Source organism: Pseudomonas sp. B21-032 (assembly GCF_024748965.1).
Lineage (GTDB): Bacteria > Pseudomonadota > Gammaproteobacteria > Pseudomonadales > Pseudomonadaceae > Aquipseudomonas.
Genome location: NZ_CP087180.1, coordinates 2753753 through 2779436, shown reverse-complemented (window position 1 = coordinate 2779436; position 25684 = coordinate 2753753). Strand labels below are relative to the sequence as shown.

The window sequence follows — 25684 nt, the reverse complement described above, 5'->3', positions numbered from 1 at the left end:
TCGCCGGCGACGCCGGCTCCCCCAAGGGCTTGTCATGCACCCGCGTACAACCCTTCGCGGCGCAGTTCTTCAGCGGTTTCGATGATGCACTGGCGCAGGGTTTCGACGATTTCGTCGACCTGCGCGCGGGTGATGATCAGCGGCGGCGACATCACGTTCAGGTGCATGATCGGCCGCACCAGCAAGCCTTTGGCCTGGGCCCGGCGGTGGATGCGCTCGCCGATGTTCACTTCATCGGCAAACAGCGCCTTGCTGCGCTTGTCGGCGACGAACTCGACGCAGGCCATCAGCTTCATGCAGCGCACCTCGCCGACCAGCGGCAGCCCGGCCAGGCTCTGCAGGCGCTGTTCCAGATAACCACCCACCTCATCGACATGGGCCAGAAGCTGCTCGCGCTCGATGATTTCGATGTTCTTCAGCGCCGCCGTGCAGCACACCGGATGGCCGCTGTAGGTAAAGCCATGGGTGAAGCAGCGGCCCTTGCCCGGCTCGGCGATGACCTTCCAGATGCGCGCCGAGAAGATGCACGCACCCAGCGGCAGGTACGCCGAAGTCAGGCCCTTGGCGGTGGTGATGATGTCCGGCTGCACGCCGAACAGTGCCTCACTGGCGAAGAATTTGCCCAGGCGGCCAAATGAGGTCACCACCTCATCGGCCACGAAGAGGATGTCGTAGGTCTGGCACACCTGCCACATGCGCAGGAAGTAGTCCTTGGGCGGGATGATCACCCCGCCCGAGCCCATGATCGGCTCGGCAAAGAACGCCGCGACGTTGTCGGCGCCGAGCGAGAGGATCTTGTCTTCGAACTCGGCCACCAGAAAGTCGAGAAACTCTGCTTCGTCCATGTCATCCGGCGCCCGGTAGGGGTTGGGGTTGGAGACGTGGTGGATCAGCTCGTTGGCATAGTCGAACTCGGGCACGCGGTCGGCGGCCTTGTTGCCGATCGACATGGTCAGGCAGGTCGAGCCGTGGTAGGCGTTGTAGCGGGCGATCACGTGCTTTTTATCCGGCTTGCCACGGCAGTTCTGGTAGTACTGGATCAGCCGGTAGGCGGTATCGACCGCGGTCGAGCCGCCGGTGGTGAGGAACACGTGATCGAGATCGCCCGGGGCCAGGCTGGCCAGTTTTGCGCAAAGCTCGATGGCGACGTTGTTGGCCATGTCCGAGAACGGGTTGGAATAGGCCAGCTGACGCACCTGGTCGGCGATGGCCAGGGCCATTTCTTCGCGGCCCAGGCCGATGTTGGTGCACCACATGCCGCCGACAGCGTCGAGAAAGCGGTTGCCCTCGGTGTCGTAGATATAGGCGCCCTCGCCTTCGACGATGTTCAGCGCGCCTTGCTCGGCGTGCTCGTCGAACACGTGGTATCCGTGCATGTAGTGGGCTTTGTCGGCGGCCACCAGGGCATCGTTGGCAGCATTTGTTGGCAAGGCTTGGTTTGGCGTGGCCATGGCAGTGTCCTTGGCGAAGGGAAATTGAAATGTCAGCTACCGGTCTTGACCGTGCTCCAGACCCGGGTGATGGCGCGCATGTCCTTGCCGCTCTGGGTTTTCTGCGCGAACAGGCGCTGGCGGGTGGCGGCGTCCGGGTAGATCGCCGGGTCGTCGCGAATCTCGGCCTGCACCAAGGGCGTGGCAGCGGCGTTGCTGTTGGCGTAGTGGATGTAGTTGCTGACCTTGGCGATGTTCTGCGGCTGCAGGAGGAATTCGATGAAACGGTGGGCGTTGGCCGGGTGCGGCGCGTCGCTGGGCAGGTAAAGGTTGTCGAACCAGATCAGCGAGCCTTCCTGCGGGATGAAGAACGACAGCTTGATGTTGTTCTTCGCCTCCTCGGCCCGCGCCTGGGCGGTGGCGTAGTCGCCGGACCAGGTCAATGCCAGGCAGGTATCACCGTTGGGCAGGCTGGTCAGGTAGTTGACCGAGTCGAATTTGTTGATGAACGGCCGCACGCCGAGCAGCAACTGCTGGGCCGCCTTGAGGTCATCGGCGCTGGCGCTGTTGGGGTCGCGCCCCAGGTACTTGAGGGCCAGCGGGATGACTTCGCTGGGTGCATCCATCAAGGTCACGCCGCAATCGGCGAAGCGCGAGACGATCTTCGGGTCGAACAGCATGGCCAGCGAGCCGATGGGCGCATCGGGCATGCGTGCCTTGATCTTGTCGACGTTGTAGGTCACCCCCGAGCTGCCCCAGGTGTAGGGCGCCGAATACGCAAGGCCCGGGTCGTAGCCCTGCAGGGTGCTGAGCACCTGCGGGTCGAGGTTGTTCCAGCTGGGCAGCTGCTTTTTGTCCAGCGGCTGGAATACCCGGGCCTTGATCAGCGGCGGCACCAGGGAGGCGTTGAGTACCACCAGGTCGTAGCCCGAGCGCCCGGTCAGCAGTTTGGTCTGCACCGTTTCGTAGCCGTCGAAGGTGTCGTAGATGACCTTGATGCCGGTGGCGTGTTCAAAGTCGGCGAGGGTCGTTTCGCCGATGTAGTCCGTCCAGTTGTACAGCCTGAGTGTGTTGCCCGCCCCGTCGTCGGCGGCAAGGGCCGCCGCTGCCAGGGGCGCGAGCAACAGACTGGAAATCACCTTCAGTGTCTTTCGCATAGCCACTCCGTCGTGTCACCAGATCTGCTCGGTGTGAGCCGACGGAGTTACTATCGCGGGAGCCGTTGATGGCGACCATACCCCGAATGGGTAGGTGTCGTTTTTATCGCGGGTCAAGCCCGCGGATACAACGCCTCATCAAACTGCGCCAGGCGCGGAAACACCAGCGGCTGGTCATCGGACAGATGCTCCAGGCGCTGCTGATAGCTGCGCAAAAAGTCCTTGCGCGCCTCGTCGCTGATATACGGCACGTGCCAGGCCACGAACGGCTCCAGCACCTCGAAGCCGACGTAGGCCAGGGTGCCGCGCAGGATCGGTCGCAGCATGTCCTCCAGCGGCCCGTGAATCGCCCCTTCGCCGAACATGTGCTCGCGCCCGCCGAGGGTCACGGTGACCAGCGCCTTCTTGCCCGCCAGCCCGCCCTGGTCATAAAAGCGCTTGCCGCCGTAGCACACCCCGGACACCAGCACGCGGTCGATCCAGCCCTTGAGCATGGCTGGTGCCGAGAACCAGAAGATCGGGAAATTCAGCACCACAAGGTCCGCCCACAGCAGCTTGTCGAGCTCCTGCTGGATGTCGGCGGCAATCGACTGACTTTTGACTCCCAGGCGCTGCTCCAAGGCATACACCAGGTAATCGGGGTTCTCGCGGCTGACGAAGTCAGCGGCGCTGGCCACCGGGTTCCAGTTCATCGCATACAGGTCGCTGACCTGCACCTGATGGCCCTGGGCGGTAAAGGTTGCAACGGCCTGGTCGCGCAGGGCGGCAGTGAAGGATTGCGGCTCGGGGTGAGCGTGAACGATCAGTACATTCATGAGGGGTCCTTAAACGGTTTGCACAGGGGAAATCAGCGCCCGCTTGGCCAGCAGGCGGTCGAGCCAGTCCGGGTCCATTTCCGGCTCGCTGGAGAACAACAAGCCGGTGTAGTCGCGGTGCGGTGGGGTAAAGATCGCCTCGCGGCTGCCGTGATCGACCACCTGCCCGCGCTGCATCACCAGCACCTCGTCGGCGATGGCGCGCACGGTGGCGACGTCGTGGGTGATGAACAGATAAGCCACGCCCAGTTGCTGCTGGATGCGGGTGAGCAGCTTCAGAACGCCTTCGGCCACCAGTTGATCGAGGGCCGAGGTAACTTCGTCGCAGATGATCAACTGCGGCTCGGCCGCCAGCGCCCGAGCGATGCAGATGCGCTGCTTCTGCCCGCCGGACAACTCGCGGGGCTGGCGGTCCATGTAGCGCGCCGGGTCGAGCTCGATCATCTCCAGCAGTTCGGCGACCCGCTGGCGCAGGGCCTGGCCTTTGAGGCCGAGGTAGAAGCTCAGCGGCCGGCCGATGATGTCGACGATGCGCTGGCGCGGGTTGAGGGCGGTGTCGGGGATCTGGTAGATCATCTGCACCCGGCGCAGTTGCTCCTTGCTGCGCTGGCGATAATCGGCCGGCAGCGCTTCACCGTCATACAACACCTGGCCTGAAGTCGGCGGCAACAGGCCGGTGATCAGCCGCGCGGTTGAGCTCTTGCCGCTGCCCGACTCACCGATCACCGCCAGGGTCTGGCCGCGATGGAGCGTGAGCGAGACCTCATGCAGCACCGGCTGGTGGCCGTAACTGGCACTGGCCTTGCGCACCTCCAGCAGCGGCGTCGCCTGCGCCGGGTACGGCTTGGGTTCGGTACGAAAGCTGCGTACCGCCCACAGCGACTTGGTGTAATCCTGCTGCGGGGTGTCGAGCATGGTCCGGGTGTCGGCCTCTTCCACCAGCTTGCCGTGGCGCAGGACCATGATGCGGTCGGCCATCTGCGCCACCACCGCCAGGTCGTGGCTGATGTACAAGGCGGCGCTGTCGTAGGTTTTCAGCGCCTCGCGAATCGCCGCCAGCACTTCGATCTGGGTGGTGACGTCAAGCGCCGTGGTCGGTTCGTCGAAGATGATCAAGTCCGGGTGGCAGGCCATGGCCATGGCGGTCATGACCCGTTGCAACTGGCCGCCGGAGACCTGGTGGGGGTAACGCTGGCCGATCTGTTCGGGGTTGGGCAGGCGCAGCACGCGGTACAGCTCGACCGCTTCGGCTTGCGCCTTGGCACGGTCGATACCGCCGTTCTTCACCGCGGTCTCGACATGCTGGTCGATCAGCCGGTGTGCCGGGTTGAACGAGGCCGCCGCGCTTTGCGCAACATAGGCGATACGCAGGCCGCGCAACTTGCGCAGGGCTTCGGGCTTGGCGCCAACCAGCTCCCGGCCGTCGAAGCGCACCGAGCCACCGGTGATGCGGCAACCGTCGCGCACATAGCCCATGGCGGCCAGCCCCAGGGTCGACTTGCCCGCCCCCGATTCACCAATCAGACCCAGTACTTCGCCGCGTTGCAGGCTTAGGTCGATGCCCTTGATCAGTGGGTGCCAGGTGTCCTGGTAATGGCCTTCGATGCGCAGGTCGCGGATGTCCAGCAGCGGCTTGTCAGTTGAATGTACGCTCATGCTCAGCACTCCTTCAGGCCACTGGATTGATGCAGCACCCAGTCCACGACAAAGTTGACGCTGACGGTGATCAGCGCCACCGCCAGGGCCGGCAGCAACGGGCTGATATCGCCGAAAGTAATCAGCACGGCGTTGTCGCGGACCATGCTGCCCCAGTCGGCGGTTGGCGGCTGGATGCCCAGGCCCAGGAACGACAGCGCACTGATGAACAAAAACACAAAGCAAAAGCGCAGGCCGAACTCGGCAATCAGCGGCGCAGCGGCATTGGGCAGCACCTCGCGGCTGACCAGCCACCACAGCCCCTCGCCACGAAGCCGGGCGGCCTCGACGAAGTCCTGGACCACCACGGTCATCGCCACCGCCCGCGACAGGCGAAACACCCGGGTAGCATCGAGCAGCGCGATCACCAGCACCAGCGAGGTGGCATTGGTGCCAACCACGCTGAGGATCAGCAAGGCGAAGATCAGCTGCGGGATGGCCATGAGGATATCCACCAGGCGCGACAGGCCCTGGTCGATCCAGCCGCCCCTGATCGCCGCCACCAGGCCGCAGAAACCGCCGACGGCAAAGGCCAGCAAGGTGGTCAGGAAGGCGATCCCCAGGGTGTTGCGCGCGCCATACACCAGGCGGCTGAACATGTCGCGGCCAAGGTTATCGGTGCCCAGCAGGAACTGCCCGCCCCAGGGTGCGAAGCCCTCGCCAACCACTTCGGTCTCGCCAAACGGCGCCAGCACCGGCGCGAACAACGCCACCAGAATGTAGGCAACAATCACCAACAGGCCGAACTGGGCGCTCAACGGCGCCCGCAACAACGCTTTGATCAGGCTCATGGCTTACCCCTTCGGATGCATCAGGCGTGGGTTGCTGGCAATCGACAGCACGTCGGCCGTGGTATTGAGCAGAATGTAGGTGGCGGCGAAGATCAGGCTGCAGGCCTGCACCACCGGGATGTCGCGCTTGGACACCGAATCGACCAGCAACTGGCCGAGCCCCGGGTAGACGAACACCACCTCGACCACCACCACGCCAACCACCAGGTAGGCCAGGTTCAGCGCCACCACGTTGATGATCGGTGCCAGGGCATTGGGCAAGGCGTGGTGGAAGATGATCCGCGCCTGGCTGATGCCCTTGAGCCGGGCCATCTCGATATACGGGCTGGCCAGCAGGTTGATCAAGGCCGCGCGGGTCATGCGCATCATCTGTGCGATCACCACCAGGCTCAGGGTCAGCACCGGCAGCAGCGAACGCTCCAGCACCTCGGCGAAGGACGCACCCGGGGCCAGGTTGGAGATGCTCGGCAACCAGTTGAGCTTGACCGCGAACACCAGGATCAGGATGTAGGCGACGAAAAACTCCGGGAACGACACCGCACTCAGGGCGCTGGTGTTGAGCAGCCGGTCGAACCAGCTGTTGCGGTACAGCGCCGCGAGCATGCCCAGCAGCAAAGCCACCGGCACCGACACCAGCGCCGCCAGCAAGGCCAGGGTAAAGGTGTTGCCCAGGCGCGTGCCGATCAGCTCGGCAATCGGCCGCTGGTTGGCCAGCGACAGGCCAAGGTCACCGTGCAGCAGTTGCCAGGCCCAGTGGCCGAAGCGGGTCAGCGGCGGCAGGTCCAGGCCCAGTTGGGCGCGAAAGGCGGCGACGGTCTCGGGGGTTGCCGCCTGGCCGAGCATGGCCTGGGCGACGTCGCCCGGGAGCATACCAACGGCCAGGAAGATGATCACCGATACCGCCAACAGCGCCAGCAGGCCCAGGGCCAGGCGCTGGAGCAGCAGTTTGCAAAGACTATTCACCGTACAGCTCCTCGAACAGGCTCAACGAAAGAAGGTGCAAGCAACGTGTCGGGCTTACGCCTGCCACCAGCGCTCGATCAGCCGCAGGCCGTCGAGCTCGCCGTAAGGCGCGGTCAGCCCACCGTGGGCCACCCGTTTGGAGCGCGCGGCCACGGAGTTTGCGAACAGCGGCACGATCGCCCCGCCCTCGTCGCGGCACAGGGCCTGCATTTCGTTGTACATCTCCTGGCGCAGCGGCGCGTTCATCTCGCCGCGGGCGGCGTTGAGCAACTGGTTGAAGCGGGCGTTGTCCCAGTGCGTCTCGTTCCAGGCCGCGCCCTTGGCGTAGCCGATGCTGAACATGCGGTCGGCGGTCAGGCTGCTGTACCAGAACGAGGTGGTGAACGGCTGCTTCATCCACACATTGGAGAAAAAGCCGTCGGCAGGTTCGCGCACCACGTCGATGTCGATGCCAGCCTGGCGCGCCTGTTCCTTGAACAGCACCGAGGCGTCGACCGCGCCGGTGTAGGCGGCGTCGGAGGCCTGCAGGCGCACCTTGAGCGAATCGACCCCAGCCTGGCGCAGATAGAACCGCGCCTTGTCCGGGTCATAGCCGCGCTGCTCCAGGGCGCTATTGATGAAGCGGCTGCCGGGCTGGATCGGGTGGTCGTTGCCGATCTGGCCGTAGCCGTAGAGCACCGAGGCCAGCAGGGTTTCACGGTTGATCGCATGCTTGAGCGCCAGGCGGATGTTGTTGTCCTGGAACTGCTGGCTGTCGGTGAGCATCGGGAAGGTGTAATGCTGGGCGCCCTTGGTCTCTTCGATGACCAGGTTGGGATTACGCTTGAGCAGAGCGACGGTCTTCAGGTCGACCTTGTTGATCACATCGACTTGCCCTGTGACCAGGGCGTTGACCCGCGCCGCGCCATCGGCGATGGCCAGCAGTTCGGCGCTGGCGAAATGCGCGCGGCCGGCTTTCCAGTAATCCGGGCTGCGTTCAAGGTCCATGCGTACGCCGGGCTCGAAGCCCTTGAGGCGATAGCCGCCGGTGCCGACCCCGGCCTGCCAGTCGGCGGCGCCGTTCTTGGCCGGCATGATCACCAGATGATAGTCGGCCACCACGTAGGCGAAGTCGGCATTGCCCGAGTGCAGCTCGAACACCACGGTGTCGGTGCCCTGGGCGCTGACCTTGGCGACATCGCCGAGCACGGTCTTGGCCGCCGAGGTGGACTTGTCGCCCAGGTGGTGCTGGATCGAGGCGACCACGTCGCCGGCATCGAGGGTCTTGCCGTTATGGAAGGTCACGCCCTGGCGCAGGGTGAAGGTCCAGACACGCGCGTCGGGGCTGGACTCCCAGCGCTCGGCAAGCTCGGGAATCGCCGTGCCGTCGACGCTGATTTCGCTCAAGGTGTTGTAGACCGCAGAGAAACCGACAAAGGTGAAGGTGTCGCTCCATGAGCCCGGGTCGCGGGAGTCGGTGGTGCTGCCACCGGCCAGGCCCATGCGCAGTACGCCACCGGCTTTCGGGGCGGCCTCCTCGGCCCGGCCGTGCAGCGGCAAACCCAGGGAAAGCGCCCCGGCCACGGCCGCCGCAGCGGCGCTGTACTTGAGAAAATCCCGACGCGGCAGGCCGCTGTCGTGCATCGCTTGAGTAATCTTGTTGTTGTTATCGCTCATGGCATTGCCCCTGTAGAACTGCAGAGAAAAGGATTCAGCCAACCTCGCACGCATCGATGCAAATATTTGTAATTGTCATCGTAACAAATACATTAAACTCAAAAACACGTCGCTGCCAATCCCCTTCCTCTGTAGGAGCGGGCTTGCCCCGCGATAGGTTTTTTTCAGTCACATCGATTCGCGGGGCAAGCCCGCTCCCACAGACAAGGGACTTCGCCAGATGAGCCAGTCGACCCGCCTGATCACCGCCTCGTACATCCTCTCGTTCGTGGCCGCCAATGCGCCGCAAAAGCTGCGCACCGAGACCATCGCCAAGTGGGTCAAGACCCACCCCACGCGGGTGCGCAGCCTGGTCTCGCTGATGGTCAAGGCCAATATCCTCAAGTCCTGGCGTGGCGCCCATGGCGGCCTGACCCTGGCCCGCCCGGCCAGCGAGATCACCCTGCGCGAGGTCTATGACGCGGTGCAGGAGAGCTCGCTGATCGCCGAGAAAATCGACAACCCGTTTTCCGGCATGGAAGATCATTGCAAAGTGTTCGAGGTGTTCACCCGCCTGTTCGCCATGCTCGAAGCCAACATGCGTCTGGACCTGGGGGCCATCACCGCCGACCAGTTGTTCGTCGCCTTCGACAAGCCGCAGGACAACATCGGGCAGGCCTGAGCCTGCCCGACACTTCAGAGCTGAATGGCCTTGGTCTCGACGAACTCGGCCAGGCCCTCCTCGCCCCATTCGCGGCCATTGCCCGAGGTCTTGTAGCCGCCGAACGGCGCCTGGTAGTTGAACGCCGCGCCATTGATGAAGCACTGCCCGGCGCGCAGTTGCCGGCCCAGGTGCAGGGCCCGCTCGCGGTCCGCCGCCCACACTGCGCTGGACAAACCAAAGGGCGAATCGTTGGCGATGGCCAGCGCTTGCGCCTCATCGGCATAGGGGATCAGGCACAGCACCGGGCCGAAGATCTCTTCCTGGGCGATACGCATGCGGTTGTCGACGTCAGCGAACAGCGTTGGCGCCACGTAGAAGCCACGCTCGAAACCTGGCGCCGTGTCGCCGCCACACAACAGCCGTGCGCCCTCCTCCTGGCCGATGCGGATGTAGTCGAGCACGGTGCGCCGCTGCGCTGCCGAACACATCGGGCCGAGGAAGCTGCCGGGGTCTTGCGGGTCGCCCATGACCAGGCTGCGGGTTTCATCCACGGCGATTGCCAGGGCCTCTTCATAACGGCTGGCCGGCAACAGCATGCGCGTCAGTGCGGTGCAGGTCTGCCCGGAATTGATCATTACGTCCTGCACGCCATAGCGCACCGCGGCTTCCAGGTCGGCGTCGGCGGTGATCAACAACGGCGACTTGCCGCCCAGTTCCAGGCACACGCGCTTGACCGACGGCGCCGCGGCCTGGGCCACGCGCACACCGGCGCCGGTAGAGCCGGTGAACGACACCATGTCGACTTGCGGGTGGCGGGCCAGCGCCTCGCCGACCTTGGCGCCGGGGCCGCTGACCAGGTTGAAGACCCCGGCCGGCAAGCCGATGGCATCGATCATCTCGGCCAGCAAAAAGGCATGCAGCGGGGTTTCCTGGCTCGGCTTGAGCACCACCGTGCAACCGGCGGCCAGGGCCGGGGCGAGCTTGCCGATCAACTGGTGCAGCGGGTAGTTCCAGGGGTTGATGAAGGCGCACACACCGACGGCCTCGCGCACCACCAGCGAGTTGCCGACCTCGCGCACCTCATCCATCAGCCCGGCCAGTTCGATGTACTGCTCAAGGCCGACAATCGGCCCGTCGACCTGCACCGCCCGGCACCATTGCACCGGCATGCCCAGCTCGCGGGTGATCACGGCGGCCATCTCATCGGCGCGGGCCTTGAGCTGCTCGGCCATGGCGCGGATGAAACCTGCGCGCACGCGGGACGGGGTTTGCGACCAACTGCCAAAGGCATGGCGCGCAGCTGCCACCGCGCGGTTGACGTCGTGCTCGTCGCCCAGCGGCACCCTGCCGGCCACGGCTTCGGTGGCCGGGTTGATCACCTCGGCCAGGCCCTGCCCCGACGGCAGTTGCCAGCTGCCATCGATGAACAGCCGCGAATAGTCAGCCATGGGCCTTGCCCTCCATCAGTTCGCCAGCGCAGCGGGCAATACGCTGGCAGGCCTCGCGCAGCGGTTCGGCGCCGAGCACCAGGCCCAGGCGGATATGCCCGGCGGCGCTGGGGCCGAAGGCTTCGCCGGCAAGTACCGAGACGCCATGGTGATCGAGCAGGCGATAGGAGAACGCCTGGGCGCTAAGGCCGGTCTGGCGGATATCGACCATCACGAACATGCCGCCATCAGGCTTGAGCGCACGCAGGCCCGGGCAATCGGCCAGGCACTCGCAGACCAGGTCGCGGCGCTGGCGGTACGCTTCGCGCATGGCCGCAAGCTCCGGCAATTGTTGCTCCAGGGCCACCACGGCGGCGTCCTGGATGAAGTCCGGCGAGCCGTAGAGCATGCACAGTGCGAGGTTTTCCAGGTGCGTGGCCAAAGCCTGCGAGCCGACCACCCAGCCCACCCGCCAGCCGGTCATGGCATGGGACTTGGACAAGCTGTTCAAGGTCGCGGTGCGCTCGGCCATGCCCGGCAGGCTGCCGGGGCTGATGTGCTCGCCGTCGTACAGCAGCTCGCTGTAGACCTCATCGGAAATCAGCCACAGGTCATGGGCAATGCACAATTCGGCCAGGGCCTCCCAGGTGCTGCGCGGCAGGCTGGCGCCGGAGGGGTTGTGCGGGCTGTTGAGAGCCAGGGCGCGGGTCTTGGGGGTGATGCGCGCGGCGACATCTTCAGCCTGGACCCGAAAACCGTTCTCCGGGCGCACCGGCACCGGGATCACCGTGGCGCCACAGGCGCCGAACACCGCCTCGTAGGTAACGTACATCGGCTCGGCGACGATCACCTCATCACCGGGGTTGAGCAGGCACTGGGCCACGCAGAACAGCGCGCATTGAGCGCCGGCCAGCACGGTTACCTGATCGGCGCCGGTCTGCTGGCCGCTGCGTTGCTGATGGCGGCGGGCAATGGCCTGGCGCAGGGCCAGTTTGCCGCGCACATCGGAGTAATGGGTGTGGCCGCTGCGCAGGCTGTCGATGGCGGCCTCAACGATCGGCGCCGGGGTGTCGAAATCCGGGTCGCCGACCGACAGCAGCAACACGTCCTGGCCTTTTTCCAGCAGCTCAAGGGCGCGATAGTGAATCTCCCAGGCAGCGGCGCCGTCACCGGCGATACGTTGGGTCAGAGCGGAAAAACGCATGGCAGTCTCCCAAAAATACGGTGTAGGCTCAGCGCGCGCAGGCGTGCTTGAGCTCGATCAGGGTCACGCCATTGCGGGCAAAGCCGCTGCGCAGTTCCCGTTGCAGGTCATCCAGGCTGTGTGGCTGCGCCACGTTGCAGCCAAAGGCCCGGGCCAGGCCGATGAAGTCCGGGTTGCGCGGCAGCACGCCGATCGGCTCGATATCCAGGCCGAGCATGTCGTCGCGAATCTGCCCCAGGGCATCGTTGTTCCACAGCAGGACCACCAGCGGGCGCTCCAGCTCTTCGACTGCGGTGGCCAGTTCCTGGGCGGTGTAGAGGAACCCGCCATCACCGACCAGCACCAGGCCCGGGCGGTCAGCCGTGGCGAACATGGCGCCGATACCGGCAGGCAAACCGTAACCGAGGGTGCCGTAGCCGGTGGGGTGCAGCCAGCTACGGGGCGCGCGGCTGGCATAGACATAGTTGCCGGTGTAGGCCAGCTGGGTCATGTCGGTGCTGATAAAGGCGTTGGCAGGAAGCTCGGCCGCGACACGGTCAAGGATCGCCTGGTGGATCGCCTGCAGCGGGCCGTGGCTGGCCTTGACCGCCTGGCGCAGGCTGGCGACCGCATCACTGGCGCCAGCGGCATCACGCGGTGCTGGCGGCAAACGTTCGAGCAACGCCGCGACGGTCTGCCGGGCATCGCCCTGCAAGGCCACGGCACAGGGGTAGAAGTCGTTGAACTTGCGCGGATCGATATCCACCCGCAGCAACTCACCATTGAGTTGCAACCGTTCACGCCAGAAGTCGGTGTCGGCCATTTCGGTGCCGACCGCAAGGATCACATCGGCCTCGGCGATCAGTTGCCAGCCTGGCTCCACGCACAACGCTGAGCCGGCATTGAGCGGCGCATCGGGTGGCAGCAGGCCTTTGCCGGCAACGCTGGTGAACAGCGGCGCGGCCAGGCGGGTGCTCAGTTGTTGCAGCTCCTGGGCCGCGGCCAGGGCACCGCCACCGGCGATGATCATCGGCCGTTTGCCGCCGGCCAATTTGCCGGCGGCCTGATCCAGCGCGCTGCTGGCCGGCACGCCCCGGCCCGGGCGGCGCACCACTTCATTGCTCCAGTCGCGGGCGACCGGTGCGGCCAGCACATCCAGCGGCACCGAAATATGCACCGGGCGCGGGCGTTCGCTGTCGAACACCGCGTAAGCACGGGCGATCAGCTCGGGCAGGTCCTCGGCGCTCAGGGCCACCGCAGAAAACGCTGTGATCGGCGCGGTCATGGCGCGCTGGTCCTGGGTTTCGTGCAGGCAGCCCCAGCCTTTGCCGAGGCTCGCGGTGTGGTTGACGCTGGAAATCACCAGCATCGGGATCGAGTCGGCATAGGCCTGGCCGATGGCGGTGGCGGCGTTGGTAACCCCAGGGCCGGTGATGACGAAACACACCCCCGGCTTGCCGCTGACTCGCGCATAACCGTCAGCCATGAAACCCGCGCCCTGCTCATGGCGGGTCAGCACGTGGCGGATACCGCTGCCGGGCAGGCCGCGGTAGAGCTCCAGGGTGTGCACCCCGGGAATGCCGAACACGGTATCGACGCCGTAGTTGGCCAACAGGCGCACCAGGGCCTGGCCACCGGTCAATGGGCTGTTGTGCATGTTCATCTCCTTACACCTGGCCGAGGCGAATCAACGCATCGACCGCGGTGGTGCCCTGGGCACCGACCATTAATGGGTTGACATCCAGTTCGAGCAATTGCGCGGCGTTCTCACAGGCGTAGTCGGCCACCGCACGAATCGCCGCCACCAGCGCCTCAAGGTCCGCCGCTTCACGGCCACGAAAGCCCTGGAGCAAGGCGGCGCTGCGCAGGCCGAGCACGGCCCTGCGGATGGCGCCGTCGGTGGTCGGCAGCAGCAGGCTGGTGCTGTCCTTGAGCAACTCGACGAGGATGCCGCCTGCGCCGATCACCAGCGCCAGGCCGAAGTCGTTCTCGCGCTTGATGCCGACGATCAGCTCGGCCAGCGGCGCGCTGGCCATGGGTTCGAGCAGCACCTGGTCGAACACTACACCCGGCGCATAGGCCGCGATCCGCGTACGCATCTGTTCCAGGGCCGCGCCCAGGGCCTGCGGGTCACGCAGGTTGAGAGCAACGGCACCGGCTTCGGTCTTGTGCGGCAGTTGCGCGCTGACCGCTTTGAGCACCAAGGGATAGCCGACCGTTTCAGCATCCTTGAGGGCCTGCTCAGGGCTGCTCAGCACGCCCTTGGGCACCGCCAGGCCGAACGCCTGCAAGGCTTGCTTGGACTGCCACTCGGTGAGCAGCTCGCCCTCGCCATGCAGCGGCTGTGGGCACAACGGCGCCAATGCCGACTCGCCCAGATCAAGCAGCGCCTGGCGCCTGGCCTGGTACGCGGCAATTCGCCCCCAGGCCGCCAGGCCATCCTCGACGCCCTGCAGCGCGGCAATGCCGTGGCCATGCAGGCGCTCGCGGGCAACGGCCGGCAGCAGCTCGGGCAAGGCCGAGGTGACAAAACCGCTCTTGCCGTGGCGTTTGAGCGCCGCGCAGTACAGCTCCAGCAGCAGGTCGCACTCCTTGCGCTCGCCGGTGAACTCGGCCGGGTAGTCGAGCACCAGCATGGCGGCATCGGCCTCGGTGCGCAGGGCACTGTCGAGCATGCGTTCAAGCGCGCAGGCGTCGCCCCAGATCGCCGTGGTGAAGTCCAGCGGGTTGACCAGGTTGGCATAGCTTGGCAACACCTGGGCCAGCTCGCCGACCTGGCCGTCCTCCAGTTTCGGCAGGCTCAGCGCGTTACGTTCGGCATAGTCGGCGATCAGCCCGGCGTCGCCCCCGGAGCAGGCCAGGGCAATCAGCCTGCCGCCCTTGGGCAGCTGGCCGCAGGCGGCGGCCTTGAGGGTTTCGACAAAGCTCACCGGGCCGCTGACGCGGATCACCCCGAGGCGCTCGAACAGACTGTCATACAGCGCATCGGAGCCGGACAGCGAGCTGGTGTGGCTCAGCGCCAGTTGCGCGCCGATCTGCGACACCCCGGTTTTCAGGGCGATGATCGGGATGCCCTTTTCCAGTGCCTTGTGCGCGGCGCGGGCAAAGCCCGGCACGTTCTTCAAGCCTTCCAGGTGCAGGCCGATGGCGGTCACCCGCGGCTCATCGAGCAGCGCGTCCATCAGTTCGGCGATACCGATCTGCGCCTGGTTGCCCACCGAGGCCATGTAGGCCACCGGCAGCGAGCGGTCGCTCATCGACAGGTTGTAGGCAAAGTTGCCGCTCTGGGTCAGCACCGCCACGCCCTTCTCCACCGCCTTGCCGCCATGGGCCACCGGCCACAGCGCCGAGCTGTGCAGGTAGTCGAGCAGGCCATAGCAGTTGGGGCCCAGCAGCGCCATGTCACCGGCGGCCTTGAGCAGTTGCTGTTGCAGGGCCAGGCCTTCGGCGCCGGTTTCGGCAAAGCCCGAGGCGTAGCAAATCGCCCCGCCGGCGCCCTTGGCGGCCAGCTCGGCCACGCAGGTCAGGGTCAGTTCGCGGTTGGTGGCGATGAACACCGCATCCGGCGCACAGGGCAACTCGGCGACGCTGCGCACGCACGGCACGCCATCGAGGCTGTCGTGCTGCGGGTTGACCAGCCACATCTGCCCTGGGTAGCCGCCTTCGGCGCAGCGCTTGAAGGCCCGGGCCATGCTGCGCCCGCCGACGAAGGCCAGGTGGCGCGGAGCGAGCAGGCGTTTGAGGTTGTCTCGTAACATGAGCAGGCTCCTGGTCAGCGCAGCAGCGGGCGCAGCAGTTCACGGGAAATGATGTGCCGCTGGATCTCCGAGGTGCCCTCCCAGACCCGCTCGATGCGCGCATTGCGCCAGATCCGCTCGACCGGCCCTTCGTCCATCAGGCCCATGCCGCCATAGATCTGCACCGCCTCATCGGCGACCTTGCCGAGCACTTCACTGGCAAACAGCTTGGCCATGCCCGCCTCGCCGTCGGTCATCGTGCCCTGGTCCATTTTCCAGGCAGTGTGCAGGGTCAATAGCTCAGCGGCGCGGATTTGCGTGGCCATGTCGGCGAGCTTGAACGAAATGCCCTGGTAGGTGCCGATCGGCTGGCCGAACTGCTTGCGGTCGGCCGCCCATTGCAGCGACACATCCAGGGCGCGCTGGGCCTGGCCAACACAGTTGGCGGCAACCATCACCCGCCCGGCGGTGAGCCAGGCGTTGGCCACTTCCCAGCCCTTGCCGACCTCACCGAGCACCTTGCTGGCCGACACCTTGCAGTCATCGAAGAACAGCTCGAAGGTGTGATAGCCGCGATTGCTCACGCATTTAGGCCCGCGGCGGATGGTCATGCCCGGGGTGCCGCGGTCGACCAGGAAGGCGGTCACCGCATTGCGCGTCTTGCCGTTGTGCTGGTAGGTGTCGGTGACGGCAAAGACAATGGCGAAATCGGCATGCCCGGCATGGCTGATAAAGTGCTTGCTGCCGTTGAGCACAAAGTTGTCGCCCTCGCGCACGGCGCGGGTCTTGATCGCATTGGCATCGGAGCCGGCGCCAGGCTCGGTGAGGGCAAAGCAGTCGGTCTTCTCGCCCTGGATGCACGGCAGCAGGTAGTCGTTGATCTGTTCGTCCTTGCAAGCCATGAGGATCTTCGAAGGCCGCGCGACAAACACGTGCAGGGCCCACGACACCTTCGACAGCTCGCGTTCGATCAGCGCCTGGGACAGGTAGTCGAGGCCGCCACCGCCGACTTCCTCGGGCATGTTGAAGGCATAGAAGCCGGCGGCGATGGCCTTGCCGCGAATCTGCGCGGCAAGCTCTGGCGAGACCTCGTCGGCGCGGTCGACCGCCTCTTCATGGGGCAGTAACTCCTTGGCGACAAAACTGCGTACCGCTTCCACCAACATTTGTTGTTCTTGGGTCAGTTGGAAATTCATGAGTCGATCCTGAAGAAGTGCTTGTAAGTGTTTATTTACCAACGAAATTAGCAGTGCGCTTCTCGACGGCGGCGCGCAACGCTTCGGCGCCGTCTGCGCTGCGCCCGCACAGCAGCCCGGCGGCAAGCTCAGCCTGTAGCTGCTCGCCCAGGGTGCGCTGGGCGCCGTCGCGGATCAGCTGCTTGGTCTGGGCGAAGGCGAAGGTCGGGCCCTTGGCCAGGCGCCCGGCAAGGTCTGCGGTCACCGCCAGCAACTGCTCATCGGCGCACACCTCGCCGACCAGCCCGGCCGCCAGGGCTCGCTCGGCGCCCCACAGCTCATCGAGAAACAGCAGGCGCTTGGCCTGTTCGCTGCCGATCAGCCGCGGCAAGTGCCAGCTGGCGCCGGCATCCGGGCTGTAGGCCATGCTGGTGTAGCCAGCCTTGAACCGCGCCGAGGCCGCTGCTACGCGCAGGTCGCAGCACAGGGTCAGGTCCATGCCGGCGCCGACGGCGGTGCCGTTGATGGCGGCAATGGTGGGTTTGTCGAGGCTGTGCAGGCGCTGCATCAGGGCATGGGCGGTTTCGGTCCAGCCGTAGCTTTCCAGCGCGCCGCGGGCTTCGGCCTCGGCCCATTCGGCAAGGTCGGCGCCGGCGCAGAAGCTGCGACCCGTGCCGGTCAGCACCACCACACGCACAGCCGGGTCAGCGTTATGGGCGTCGAGCAAGGCATGCAGGTTTTTCAGGCTGGGGATGTCCAGCGCGTTGCGCTGGTCGGGGCGGTTGAGGGTGATCCAGGCAATGCCGGCTTCGACCTGGCTGAGCAGCGACGCAGGAGGGGTCATGGGTGGCCTCGAATTATTGTGATTGGACGCGGGCTTGAGGCCATACTAAACGAGTGTTCAACAACGTATCAATCTTCGTAAAACTTCTGAAAAAACTTATGGATCGACCTCATGCGTTTGTTTTTTATAGATTTTTTATTTTTTATGTGGATTGAGACGACACCACTGTTACAAACTTGAACATCTCGGCACAAAAAAAGGACCACCTTTAACGGCGGTCCTGCGGGTGGAGGTTGACAACAGCCTAGCTGAAATGGAGGGTCCTGATTATTCCGTAACCAGCGGTCATCGTTACTGTTTCTGCCCGTGTATGGGTGACATCGAAGAAGAAATAAACTGTTCGCCCTTGCCTCAAGCCCGGTATAATTGCAGTCGAACTTGAATAACCGACAATTTGCGCACCGCCCGAGACGGAAACAGCTAGTTGATAAAGACCTGAGTGAGGCGGGTAGTTCATTACCACCTGGATGTAGACTCGATTGAAATGGCGGCCGTTAGCTAAAGCACCACTAGCACAATTCGCACTAATATCATAAGTACTCCAAGCATGTTGGGGAGGAGCACCCACCACAAACGCCAACTGGGCACTTACTGTTTTACCCCCATGGTTAGCCGTCAAAACTGTGATGTTGCTGGTGGTGGTTACCAAACCGACCAGTTCTTGGTGTTCGCCCACGCTATCCAGCGTTACTTGTTTCTCAGCCGTTCCATTGGTAAATCTCCCACCTCCACTTAACCGCAACGTTACAACTTGGCCAGGCCTGCCGATGATAAGCGCGTTGTTTGTGGGAATGCCAAAGGGCGAAATGCCGTTCCACACGCCCAAGTGGGATACTGCAATTGCTACTTCGGCCCCCACATCCATCTCATAATCGATCCCAGGCGCTTCAATCGCCTCACCCTCATTGTCCGCACCCATTATGTTCACTCGCAAACGAATGCTCAAACGCGAGCGATCTTTGAGCTTTTCCAGATCCGAACGCGATATTGGCCGGCTGATCCCGTTTTTTACCTCATCAACGCTTACGGGGTGCGCTCTCAGTAACTGCAACGTCCAGTCTGCGCCGTTCGCCAGTGTTCCCTTCAACTGCACCCACACCCGCTGACCAGCAGCAATACCTTGCCAGGGGTCAATGCGCAAGGTGGCATCACCATCAAAAAATGCCAACTCGAGCCTGTTGCCCCGGGCCTCGGGTATTCTGGGCGCAATCAGGTTGACTTGAACCTGAAGGATTTGGTATTCGCGCAACGGAAACCTGATTGCCTGCGACTCTTCGGCATCCAGGCGCAGCGCCACCGCCATCTCCAGGGTTATCCGGCTCTGGTGGGCAAATGCCTGCAGATCCGCCCTGTCCAGCGTAGCCCGTACCCCCAGGTTGACTTCACTGGCTGACACCTGCTGGCCTTCCGCCAAACGAATGATCTTTTGATTACCTTGTGCATCCTCTCCACGGCAGCGAAACCAGTAACGTTGACGTTCGCTGATCCCGGTCCACTTCGCCACCGTCGCCAGCGCATCTCCCTGAAAATTCAGCAAATTAAGCGTATCGCCATTTGCCTCCTCGATCCGCGGCCGCGGCGGGTTGCTCAACACCGGGCCGATTCCCAGGCGCAGGTAGTCCGAATAGCGCCGACGTTGGCCCACCTCGCTGACGTGGTAGCGGATGCGTACCTCATGCCCCAGGCTGCGTACCATGTCTCGCTCATACACGGGAAAGCCGATGTCACCGATAAACTGCACATCATAAAAATCGATGATGTTCGCCCCGGCCACCGGGCTCAACCACTCCATGGTCACCCTTTGGTCTTTCAGCATGCCGTCGTACACCGGAGCCTCGACGTTAGCCACCACAAGGCCGACCGGGTCGAGGGTATCGTTCTCTGCCTCAGGCACGTTCGGGGGGAACAGATCGGGGGCAGTTTCACCGACCCACAGTCTCAGGACTTGCGACTCCCGCGGCTCGCTGCTGCCGTAGAACACCCGGTAGGACAACTCCAGGTACCCGCCCGACAACGCGACGATATGTTCGGGCGGCACGATAAGCGCCACCTCTTGGCCCACCCCAAGTTCAGTCACCTGCCAATCGCGAAAAAAAGAATATGCGTGACCGTTGGCCTGCTTGCCTTGCCACACCAGGCGTGCCTGCTGGTTGAGGTACATGCCCACCCACGGCGGAACGATCACCACGGCACGCGGCAGGGTGTCAGGGAGGTAATTCTCCTGGCTATCGTTCACCCTCGGCGCCAGCAACTCGGCCGCCTTGCCCCGCACTCCTACGGCAGTGGTTCGCGAAGCAAACTCCTGGCCTTCGCGGGTGACCTTATAGGAGACATAGGCCAGCCCCCCCGTGATCGACTCGGCGATGCTATTGGGTACCTTGTGGACAATGGGCCGCGGAGGCGGGATAACCCCCACCGGGTACGGGAGGGATTCATGCGGCGGGATCGCCACCACGTCTTCGGTGAATCCACGAAAGAGGAACACCACCTGGTCGCCGACCCGGAAGTCGGGCCGGTCGGCAATCACCGAGACCTCCACATCGGCCCCTTGCAGTTCCCCCAGGTCGAGAAAGCCTTCCTCGTCGAGCCCGGCCACCGCCGGCCGTGGCAGCAACACCAGGCTGACCTCGACAAAGGCATAGCTGGGCAACGAGGCGCCATCGGACTCGTTGCCCACCTCGTCTTCGAGCCAGTACAGCACCAGCAGGCGTTCATCATCGCCCCCGGCCTCGATGGTGGCAAAGTCGACGAACACCGGTATGGTCCTGCCCACTTCGCCTTGCTGGACAACATGGGTGACCTTGGCCCCACCCCAGCTCAAGCTGAGAACATCACCCGCCTCCATGATGCGCCAGCGGTTGACGTACACCGTGATGCCGTCCTGGGCCATTTCCCAGTCGATCAGGCCGAAGGGCACATCTGGCGACATCAGGGCGGCATTATGAGGGCTGCCGGGGATGGGATTGGGGCCGCCGGGCAAGGTGACCTTGACCTTGACGCGCAAACGCGCCGACGCGCGCTTATTGCCGCTCAGCGGCTCGACCGTGAACCATACCTCGCTGACGCCTTTGGGAATGCGGGCAGCGGGAACGTATAGGGTGACTAGATCGTTCACCTCTTCAGGCAGTATCACCACTGCAATCGGCGTAGCCGGCACCTGTTCGTCGCCAAAATGCACATGAACCTTATCGCCAGCGGCCATTTGCAGGTACGGCTCGACCAGAACCAGCAGCCCATCGGCATGAGCTTCCAGGGCCCGTACACCAATGCCGCCATCAAGGCCTGCGGGATGATCGATGAACTCTTTCCATTGCGGGATGCGCACATGGCTGGTTTCGACGCTGGTGATCTGGTTGACACGCATGAACCAGGGGCTACCGTCGGCGGCGACGCCACGGGTCGCATAGCGCGAGGCCAGGCGGGTGAAGTACAGGGTCTGACTGAAGCGGGTCCAGCTACCACCCTGGGGCAGTTGAAACGTCACCGTCACTTCTTCGGCGACGCTGTCGACCACGTCGAACTGGCAATCACCGCTCAGCGCCGTCAGCGGCAGGCTAACCACCTGGCCAGGGTGGCCGACAATCCGTGCACTGCCGCTGAGCTCAACCTGCACATAGGTGGCGCTGGCAAAGCCGTCGGCATCGAAGCACACCCGATTGGCCGACCGGCCGTTGGCCAGCGCGCCGCTCGCCGCACGGGCGCGCACACGCTGCTCATCTTGCTGCTGGGCGTACGGGAACACATCAACGAATTTCACCGGCACGTGCTGGGCTTGTGCGCCGCCGATCTGCGCGCTGACCAGCACCGTCTCGGCGTACGGATCACCCAGCCAGGCGATAAACTCGCCCTGGGCATCGAGAGTGAAGTCCAGTTGCTGGCTGTCGTTGTCGAACTGCGCCGAGCCATTGACGCTGAGACTGCCTTGCGCGCCGGGCCGGCCGGCCAGGGTCACCGCGCAGGTCTGGGTTGGCAGCGTCCAGTCCGCCGGCAAGACCGAGCTGGCCAGGCCGGCATCGGAGATGCCTATGTGCAATTGCCCCTGGCGCACGGTGTAGCTGCGCACCGGACACTCCAGCGCCGCAGCGCCGCCGTAGCTGACGCTCAGGTGCAGCGACAACAGACTGCCATCCTCCAGCGGTTCGAGAAAATCGCGCGGCAACGCCACGCTCAGCTGCGCCACCTGCTCGACCGGGCTGTCCTCCCACAGCGCGAGCGTGGCGGTGGCGCTGCGCACTTCCAGCCACACCCGCTGGCCCACGGCCATAAACGGCCAGGCTCTGACGCTGACCTGGGCATCGCCTTCGAACAGGTCCAGGTCCAGCTCGTTGCCGATCGCCTCATCGATCCTCGGGTGCGCCAAGTCGTGATCACCCGGCACGCCGATTTGCACCGCCTGCCTGGGCGATTCGATCGCCGCCAGCTCGTTGCGCAGCACTTCATAATAAAACTGCACCGGGCCGTTGAAGTTTGCCGCCACCGCCGCCGCCGGCACGCTGATGGTGATGCTGCCGCTGTCACTGCCCGCACGCTTCGGGAGGGTGGGAGTGCCGGCGCCCGCCGATCCTTTCCAGTACAGGGTGATGCAATCGCTTTCACGCATGCCTGGGTAGCTGATCAGCACCTGGGCACCATGCAGGCCGAGCATCGGGTCGTAGCTGCCATTCTGCGCGCCCGTGAGTTGCGCCAGTTGCGGCACCGGGGCGACGGAGCGCAACGCCAGCGCCCGCGCCTGGGACGGCAACGGCCGGCCGCCCAACGCCGGCTCGACCTCGTAACTCATCATCACCGTGCTGCCCACCCCAGCCTGGGCAATGGCCTGGGATACGCGAAAACTGGGCACTGCGCCACTGCTGTCGACAAGCTTGGCTTCGCTGTAGCTATGCTCCGGATCCTCAACTTGCCAGGTAAAGGTGACCTTGTCCCCGGCGCGCTTGTTCGGGTAGTTGATGTTCACCTGCACCCCGAACGGGTAAAAATACGGGTCGAGCTCATTGACCGGGTCGTCCAGCTCTGGCGCCGGCAGCAAGCCGGCAGCACTGATGCGCAGCTCCAGCACCGCCGATTGGCGAAAACCGACGCTGCGCGTGCTCAGCATGCGCACCTGATAGAACACCCTGACCGAGCCCGACTCCAGCAGGTTGATGTGCGCCTTGTCGACACTGAACGCCATCTCATCGTCACCTGCCCCCTCGTTATGGGTGACTGCCCGGCTGACCTGGTACAACGTCGGTCGGCCATCACTTTGAGTCCCCTGCCATACCACGGTCACCTGGTGGCCTTGTGTGCGCCCCTGGTACTTGGGGATCATTACCGTGGCCCGGGCAACATCATAGGCCAGCACACCCTCCGGCGCCTGATGGACCCGAGGCACAGTCAGCGCCTTGGGCTGGCCTTTGAAACCGATGCTCAGGCGCTGCGACTGCTGCTGGCCCCCAGCATTCACCAGCGTGTAGCCCACCACCGCCAAGCCACTGGCCAGCGCCCAGGCTTTGTCATTGGGGATGGTGAACGTCAGGGTCTGCGGCAAAGTCCCGCGGATGCTCTGGTCCAGCTCGATTACGGTCGGCACGCCCGAGTCGATGTAACCGGTAAAACGCAGCTTGACCGTGTCACCGGTGGCGAATGCCGGCGCGCTGGCCTGCACATTTATCAACAAGTCATCGCTGCCCAGCACATCGAGGTTGAGATAACCTTCGTGATCCAGCCCCGTCACCGAAACGCCCGGCAACTGCGCATGACCGGTGTCGACCACCACCGATACATGCGGTGCCCAGGTCTGGCTGGTGTTGTGGACAATATCGTGCACTTCCCAGGTCACCACCAGGTTGGGGCCGTCACCGGCCTGGAGGATGACGCTGCCGGGCACGGTGAACACCACCGGCTGGCTGAGGTCGGCCTCGACCAGGGTATAGCTCAGCATGACCCCGCCCCAGCTCAGGCGGATCACGTCGTCGACCGCGCGGTTCTCATAGAAGTAGACCTGCACCTGAACGCCGTTTTCCAGGTGCTCGGCGGTCACCGGGTTGACACCGACATCCGCCGCCACCAGGCCCTGGTGCCCAGGCTCGGAACCGCCCGGGCGGTCCAGCTTGACCAGTACCGCAAGATCGCGGGAGGACCCATATTCCACATTGTTGCGGCTGAAGGCATAGCGCACTGTATGTGCACCCGGGGTAAACCGCTCGCTCGGCAGGAACAGGGTCAACGGCCGGCCGAGGTCGTATCCCTCAAGCACCAGCGGCGCAACGACTGGCGTGCTGTCGGCATCCATGTACACCCGCAACTCATCACCGGCGACCACATCAACGAACGGCGGCACGGTCGCCAGCACGCCACGCGGATCGATGCTCAGGGTATGCAGGTTGACACCCGCGTCATGGCCGCTGACCGGTGCTACCGCAGCGAACAGGGACAAGACGGGCAGTTCGTTGGTGGTGGTTGCGTCGACGGTATCGCTTTGCAAATCATTCATGGCAGACATGCCTCGGTGCAGGGGAAACGCGTTGCGGCCCCGCATGCTTACCGCCATGTAAAAGGGCCGACCTGGGTAAAGTCGACCCTTATTCAATACCTCGTTATCGAGGCCAACAACTGACAAAAATGCTAGGTGTGGGCGCCAGCGTGGCCGGCGAAAGGGCTGCTAAGCAGCCCCGGCAGGCTTACACCGACGGCGCCAACACCGCCTGGCGTTTGCGGTGGATGATGAAGTACGCCGCGTAACACACTGCGATGAAACCAAAACCCCAGTACAGCGACGGCCGCTGGGTTTCATCCAGGGCCAGGAACACGAACAGCGAACTGCACAGGGTGATGCACAGCAGCGGCACCAGCGGGAACAGTGGCGCGCGGTACTTGAGGTCGGCCAGCTTGCCGCCATCGCGCAGGTACGCACGGCGGAATTTGTACTGGGCCAGGGCAATGACGATCCAGGTCACGGTGCCGGACATGCCGCTCACCGCCATCAGCACCATGAACAGGGTGTCGGCGGCAACGAAACTGGTCATCAGCGACACCAGGGCAAAGCACAGGGTGATGCTCAGCGCTCGCAGCGGCACGCCGCGCTTGCTCAAGGGCGACAGGCTCTTGGGCGCCATGCCGGTCTTGGACATGGCCCAGAGGATGCGCGTCGAGGCATACAGGCCGGAGTTGCCCACCGACAGGATCGCGGTAAGGATGACGAAGTTCATCAGGTCGGCGGCGTAGGGAATGCCGACCATGTCGAACACCTGCACGAACGGGCTTTCCATCAGCCCGGCCTGCTGCCACGGCACGATCGCCGAAAGCACGACGATGGCCAGCACGTAGAAGATCAGTACGCGGAACACCACGTTGCGCACCGCCCGCGGGATGCTCTTTTCTGGCTGGTCGGTTTCACCGGCGGCAACGCCCATGATCTCGCACCCCTGGAAGGCATAGACCACGGTCATCATCACCGCGAACACCGCCGACAGGCCGTTGGGGAACATCGAGTCGCCAATCAGGTTGTTCATCATCGGCGCCGGCTCGCCGCTGGTCAGCGGGATCGCGCCGAAGATCACCAGCACGCCGACGATGATAAACCCGAGGATCGCCGCCACCTTGATCCCCGAGAACCAGTACTCGGCTTCGCCAAAGGCGCGGGTGGCCAGGGCATTGAGGCCGAACAGCACCACCACGAACAGCGCCGACCAGTACCAGATCGGCACCTCGGGGAACCAGCGCACCATCAGCATGCCGGCGGCGGTGAACTCAAGGCCGACGGTGGTGGCCCAGCTCATCCAGTACACCCAGCCGATCATGAAGCCGGTGGCCGGGCCGATGAATTTGGTCGCGTGGGTCTGGAACGAGCCGGACACCGGCATCTGCACCGACAGCTCGCCCAGGCAGACCATCACCAGGTACATCAGAAAACCGGCCACCAGGTAGGCGAGGATCGCGCCCATGGGCCCGCCCTGGTTGATGGTCACCCCCGAGCCCATGAACAGCCCGGTACCGATCACCCCGCCCAGCGAGAGCATGAAGATGTGCCGGCTTTTCAGCGCACGGGTCAGGTGGATGCCTTTACGGTCAGTAGAGTCAGTCATGTCGGCACCTCAACAGTGGTTGAAGCGCGGGAGGGACAGGCGATGGTGCGGGGACGGCTGAGCTTTACGGCAGTTCATTATTATTATCTCCAATAAGCTTCGAAG

The 25684-nt window shown here is 64.3% G+C and carries 16 protein-coding genes; 1 reads left to right on the top strand and 15 read right to left on the bottom strand.

What is annotated here, in order from left to right:
- Positions 1-32: 32 nt before the first annotated feature.
- The 7 genes from LOY54_RS12630 to LOY54_RS12600 form a co-directional block, all read right to left on the bottom strand.
- Positions 33-1451, bottom strand: a complete 1419-nt coding sequence (locus tag LOY54_RS12630; RefSeq protein WP_093383194.1) for an aminotransferase — start codon at positions 1449-1451, stop codon at positions 33-35.
- A 32-nt stretch (positions 1452-1483) separates the two neighbouring features.
- Positions 1484-2587, bottom strand: a complete 1104-nt coding sequence (locus LOY54_RS12625; RefSeq protein WP_195883950.1) for a polyamine ABC transporter substrate-binding protein — start codon at positions 2585-2587, stop codon at positions 1484-1486.
- Positions 2588-2700: 113 nt separating this feature from the next.
- Positions 2701-3402, bottom strand: a complete 702-nt coding sequence (locus LOY54_RS12620; RefSeq protein ID WP_195883949.1) for an NAD(P)H-dependent oxidoreductase — start codon at positions 3400-3402, stop codon at positions 2701-2703.
- 9 nt (positions 3403-3411) lie between these two features.
- Entirely contained in the window at positions 3412-5058 is a 1647-nt protein-coding gene (locus tag LOY54_RS12615) for an ABC transporter ATP-binding protein (protein WP_093383201.1), read from the bottom strand.
- Positions 5059-5060: 2 nt separating this feature from the next.
- Positions 5061-5888 (bottom strand): ABC transporter permease, encoded by an 828-nt coding sequence (locus LOY54_RS12610; RefSeq protein ID WP_093383204.1) that lies wholly within the window; start codon positions 5886-5888, stop codon positions 5061-5063.
- A 3-nt stretch (positions 5889-5891) separates the two neighbouring features.
- On the bottom strand, positions 5892-6851 hold the full coding sequence (locus LOY54_RS12605) for an ABC transporter permease (RefSeq protein WP_093383207.1): 960 nt from the start codon (positions 6849-6851) through the stop codon (positions 5892-5894).
- Between the two features lie 54 nt (positions 6852-6905).
- Entirely contained in the window at positions 6906-8507 is a 1602-nt protein-coding gene (locus LOY54_RS12600) for an ABC transporter substrate-binding protein (protein ID WP_258610576.1), read from the bottom strand.
- A 220-nt stretch (positions 8508-8727) separates the two neighbouring features.
- Here LOY54_RS12600 and LOY54_RS12595 point away from each other — a divergent pair, with 220 nt between their 5' ends.
- Positions 8728-9168, top strand: a complete 441-nt coding sequence (locus tag LOY54_RS12595) for an Rrf2 family transcriptional regulator (RefSeq protein WP_093383213.1) — start codon at positions 8728-8730, stop codon at positions 9166-9168.
- 14 nt (positions 9169-9182) lie between these two features.
- Here the strand turns inward: LOY54_RS12595 and LOY54_RS12590 are convergent, their stop codons facing one another.
- The 8 genes from LOY54_RS12590 to LOY54_RS12555 form a co-directional block, all read right to left on the bottom strand.
- Entirely contained in the window at positions 9183-10598 is a 1416-nt protein-coding gene (locus LOY54_RS12590; RefSeq protein ID WP_258610575.1) for an aldehyde dehydrogenase family protein, read from the bottom strand.
- Complete coding sequence (locus LOY54_RS12585; protein ID WP_258610574.1) at positions 10591-11781, bottom strand: pyridoxal phosphate-dependent aminotransferase; 1191 nt, start codon at positions 11779-11781, stop codon at positions 10591-10593. Before LOY54_RS12585 ends, LOY54_RS12590 begins: the two co-directional genes overlap by 8 nt.
- A gap of 28 nt (positions 11782-11809) precedes the next feature.
- Complete coding sequence (locus tag LOY54_RS12580; protein WP_258610573.1) at positions 11810-13417, bottom strand: 5-guanidino-2-oxopentanoate decarboxylase; 1608 nt, start codon at positions 13415-13417, stop codon at positions 11810-11812.
- Positions 13418-13427: 10 nt separating this feature from the next.
- Complete coding sequence (locus LOY54_RS12575) at positions 13428-15518, bottom strand: acetate--CoA ligase family protein (protein ID WP_258610572.1); 2091 nt, start codon at positions 15516-15518, stop codon at positions 13428-13430.
- 14 nt (positions 15519-15532) lie between these two features.
- Complete coding sequence (locus LOY54_RS12570; protein ID WP_258610571.1) at positions 15533-16693, bottom strand: acyl-CoA dehydrogenase family protein; 1161 nt, start codon at positions 16691-16693, stop codon at positions 15533-15535.
- Positions 16694-16724: 31 nt separating this feature from the next.
- The gene (locus LOY54_RS12565) at positions 16725-17516 is read right to left on the bottom strand and encodes an enoyl-CoA hydratase/isomerase family protein (protein ID WP_213601372.1); all 792 of its coding nucleotides are present in this window, start codon (positions 17514-17516) and stop codon (positions 16725-16727) included.
- 244 nt (positions 17517-17760) lie between these two features.
- Positions 17761-23988, bottom strand: a complete 6228-nt coding sequence (locus tag LOY54_RS12560) for a hypothetical protein (protein ID WP_258610570.1) — start codon at positions 23986-23988, stop codon at positions 17761-17763.
- Between the two features lie 187 nt (positions 23989-24175).
- On the bottom strand, positions 24176-25579 hold the full coding sequence (locus LOY54_RS12555) for an amino acid permease (RefSeq protein ID WP_045198808.1): 1404 nt from the start codon (positions 25577-25579) through the stop codon (positions 24176-24178).
- Positions 25580-25684 lie beyond the last annotated feature (105 nt).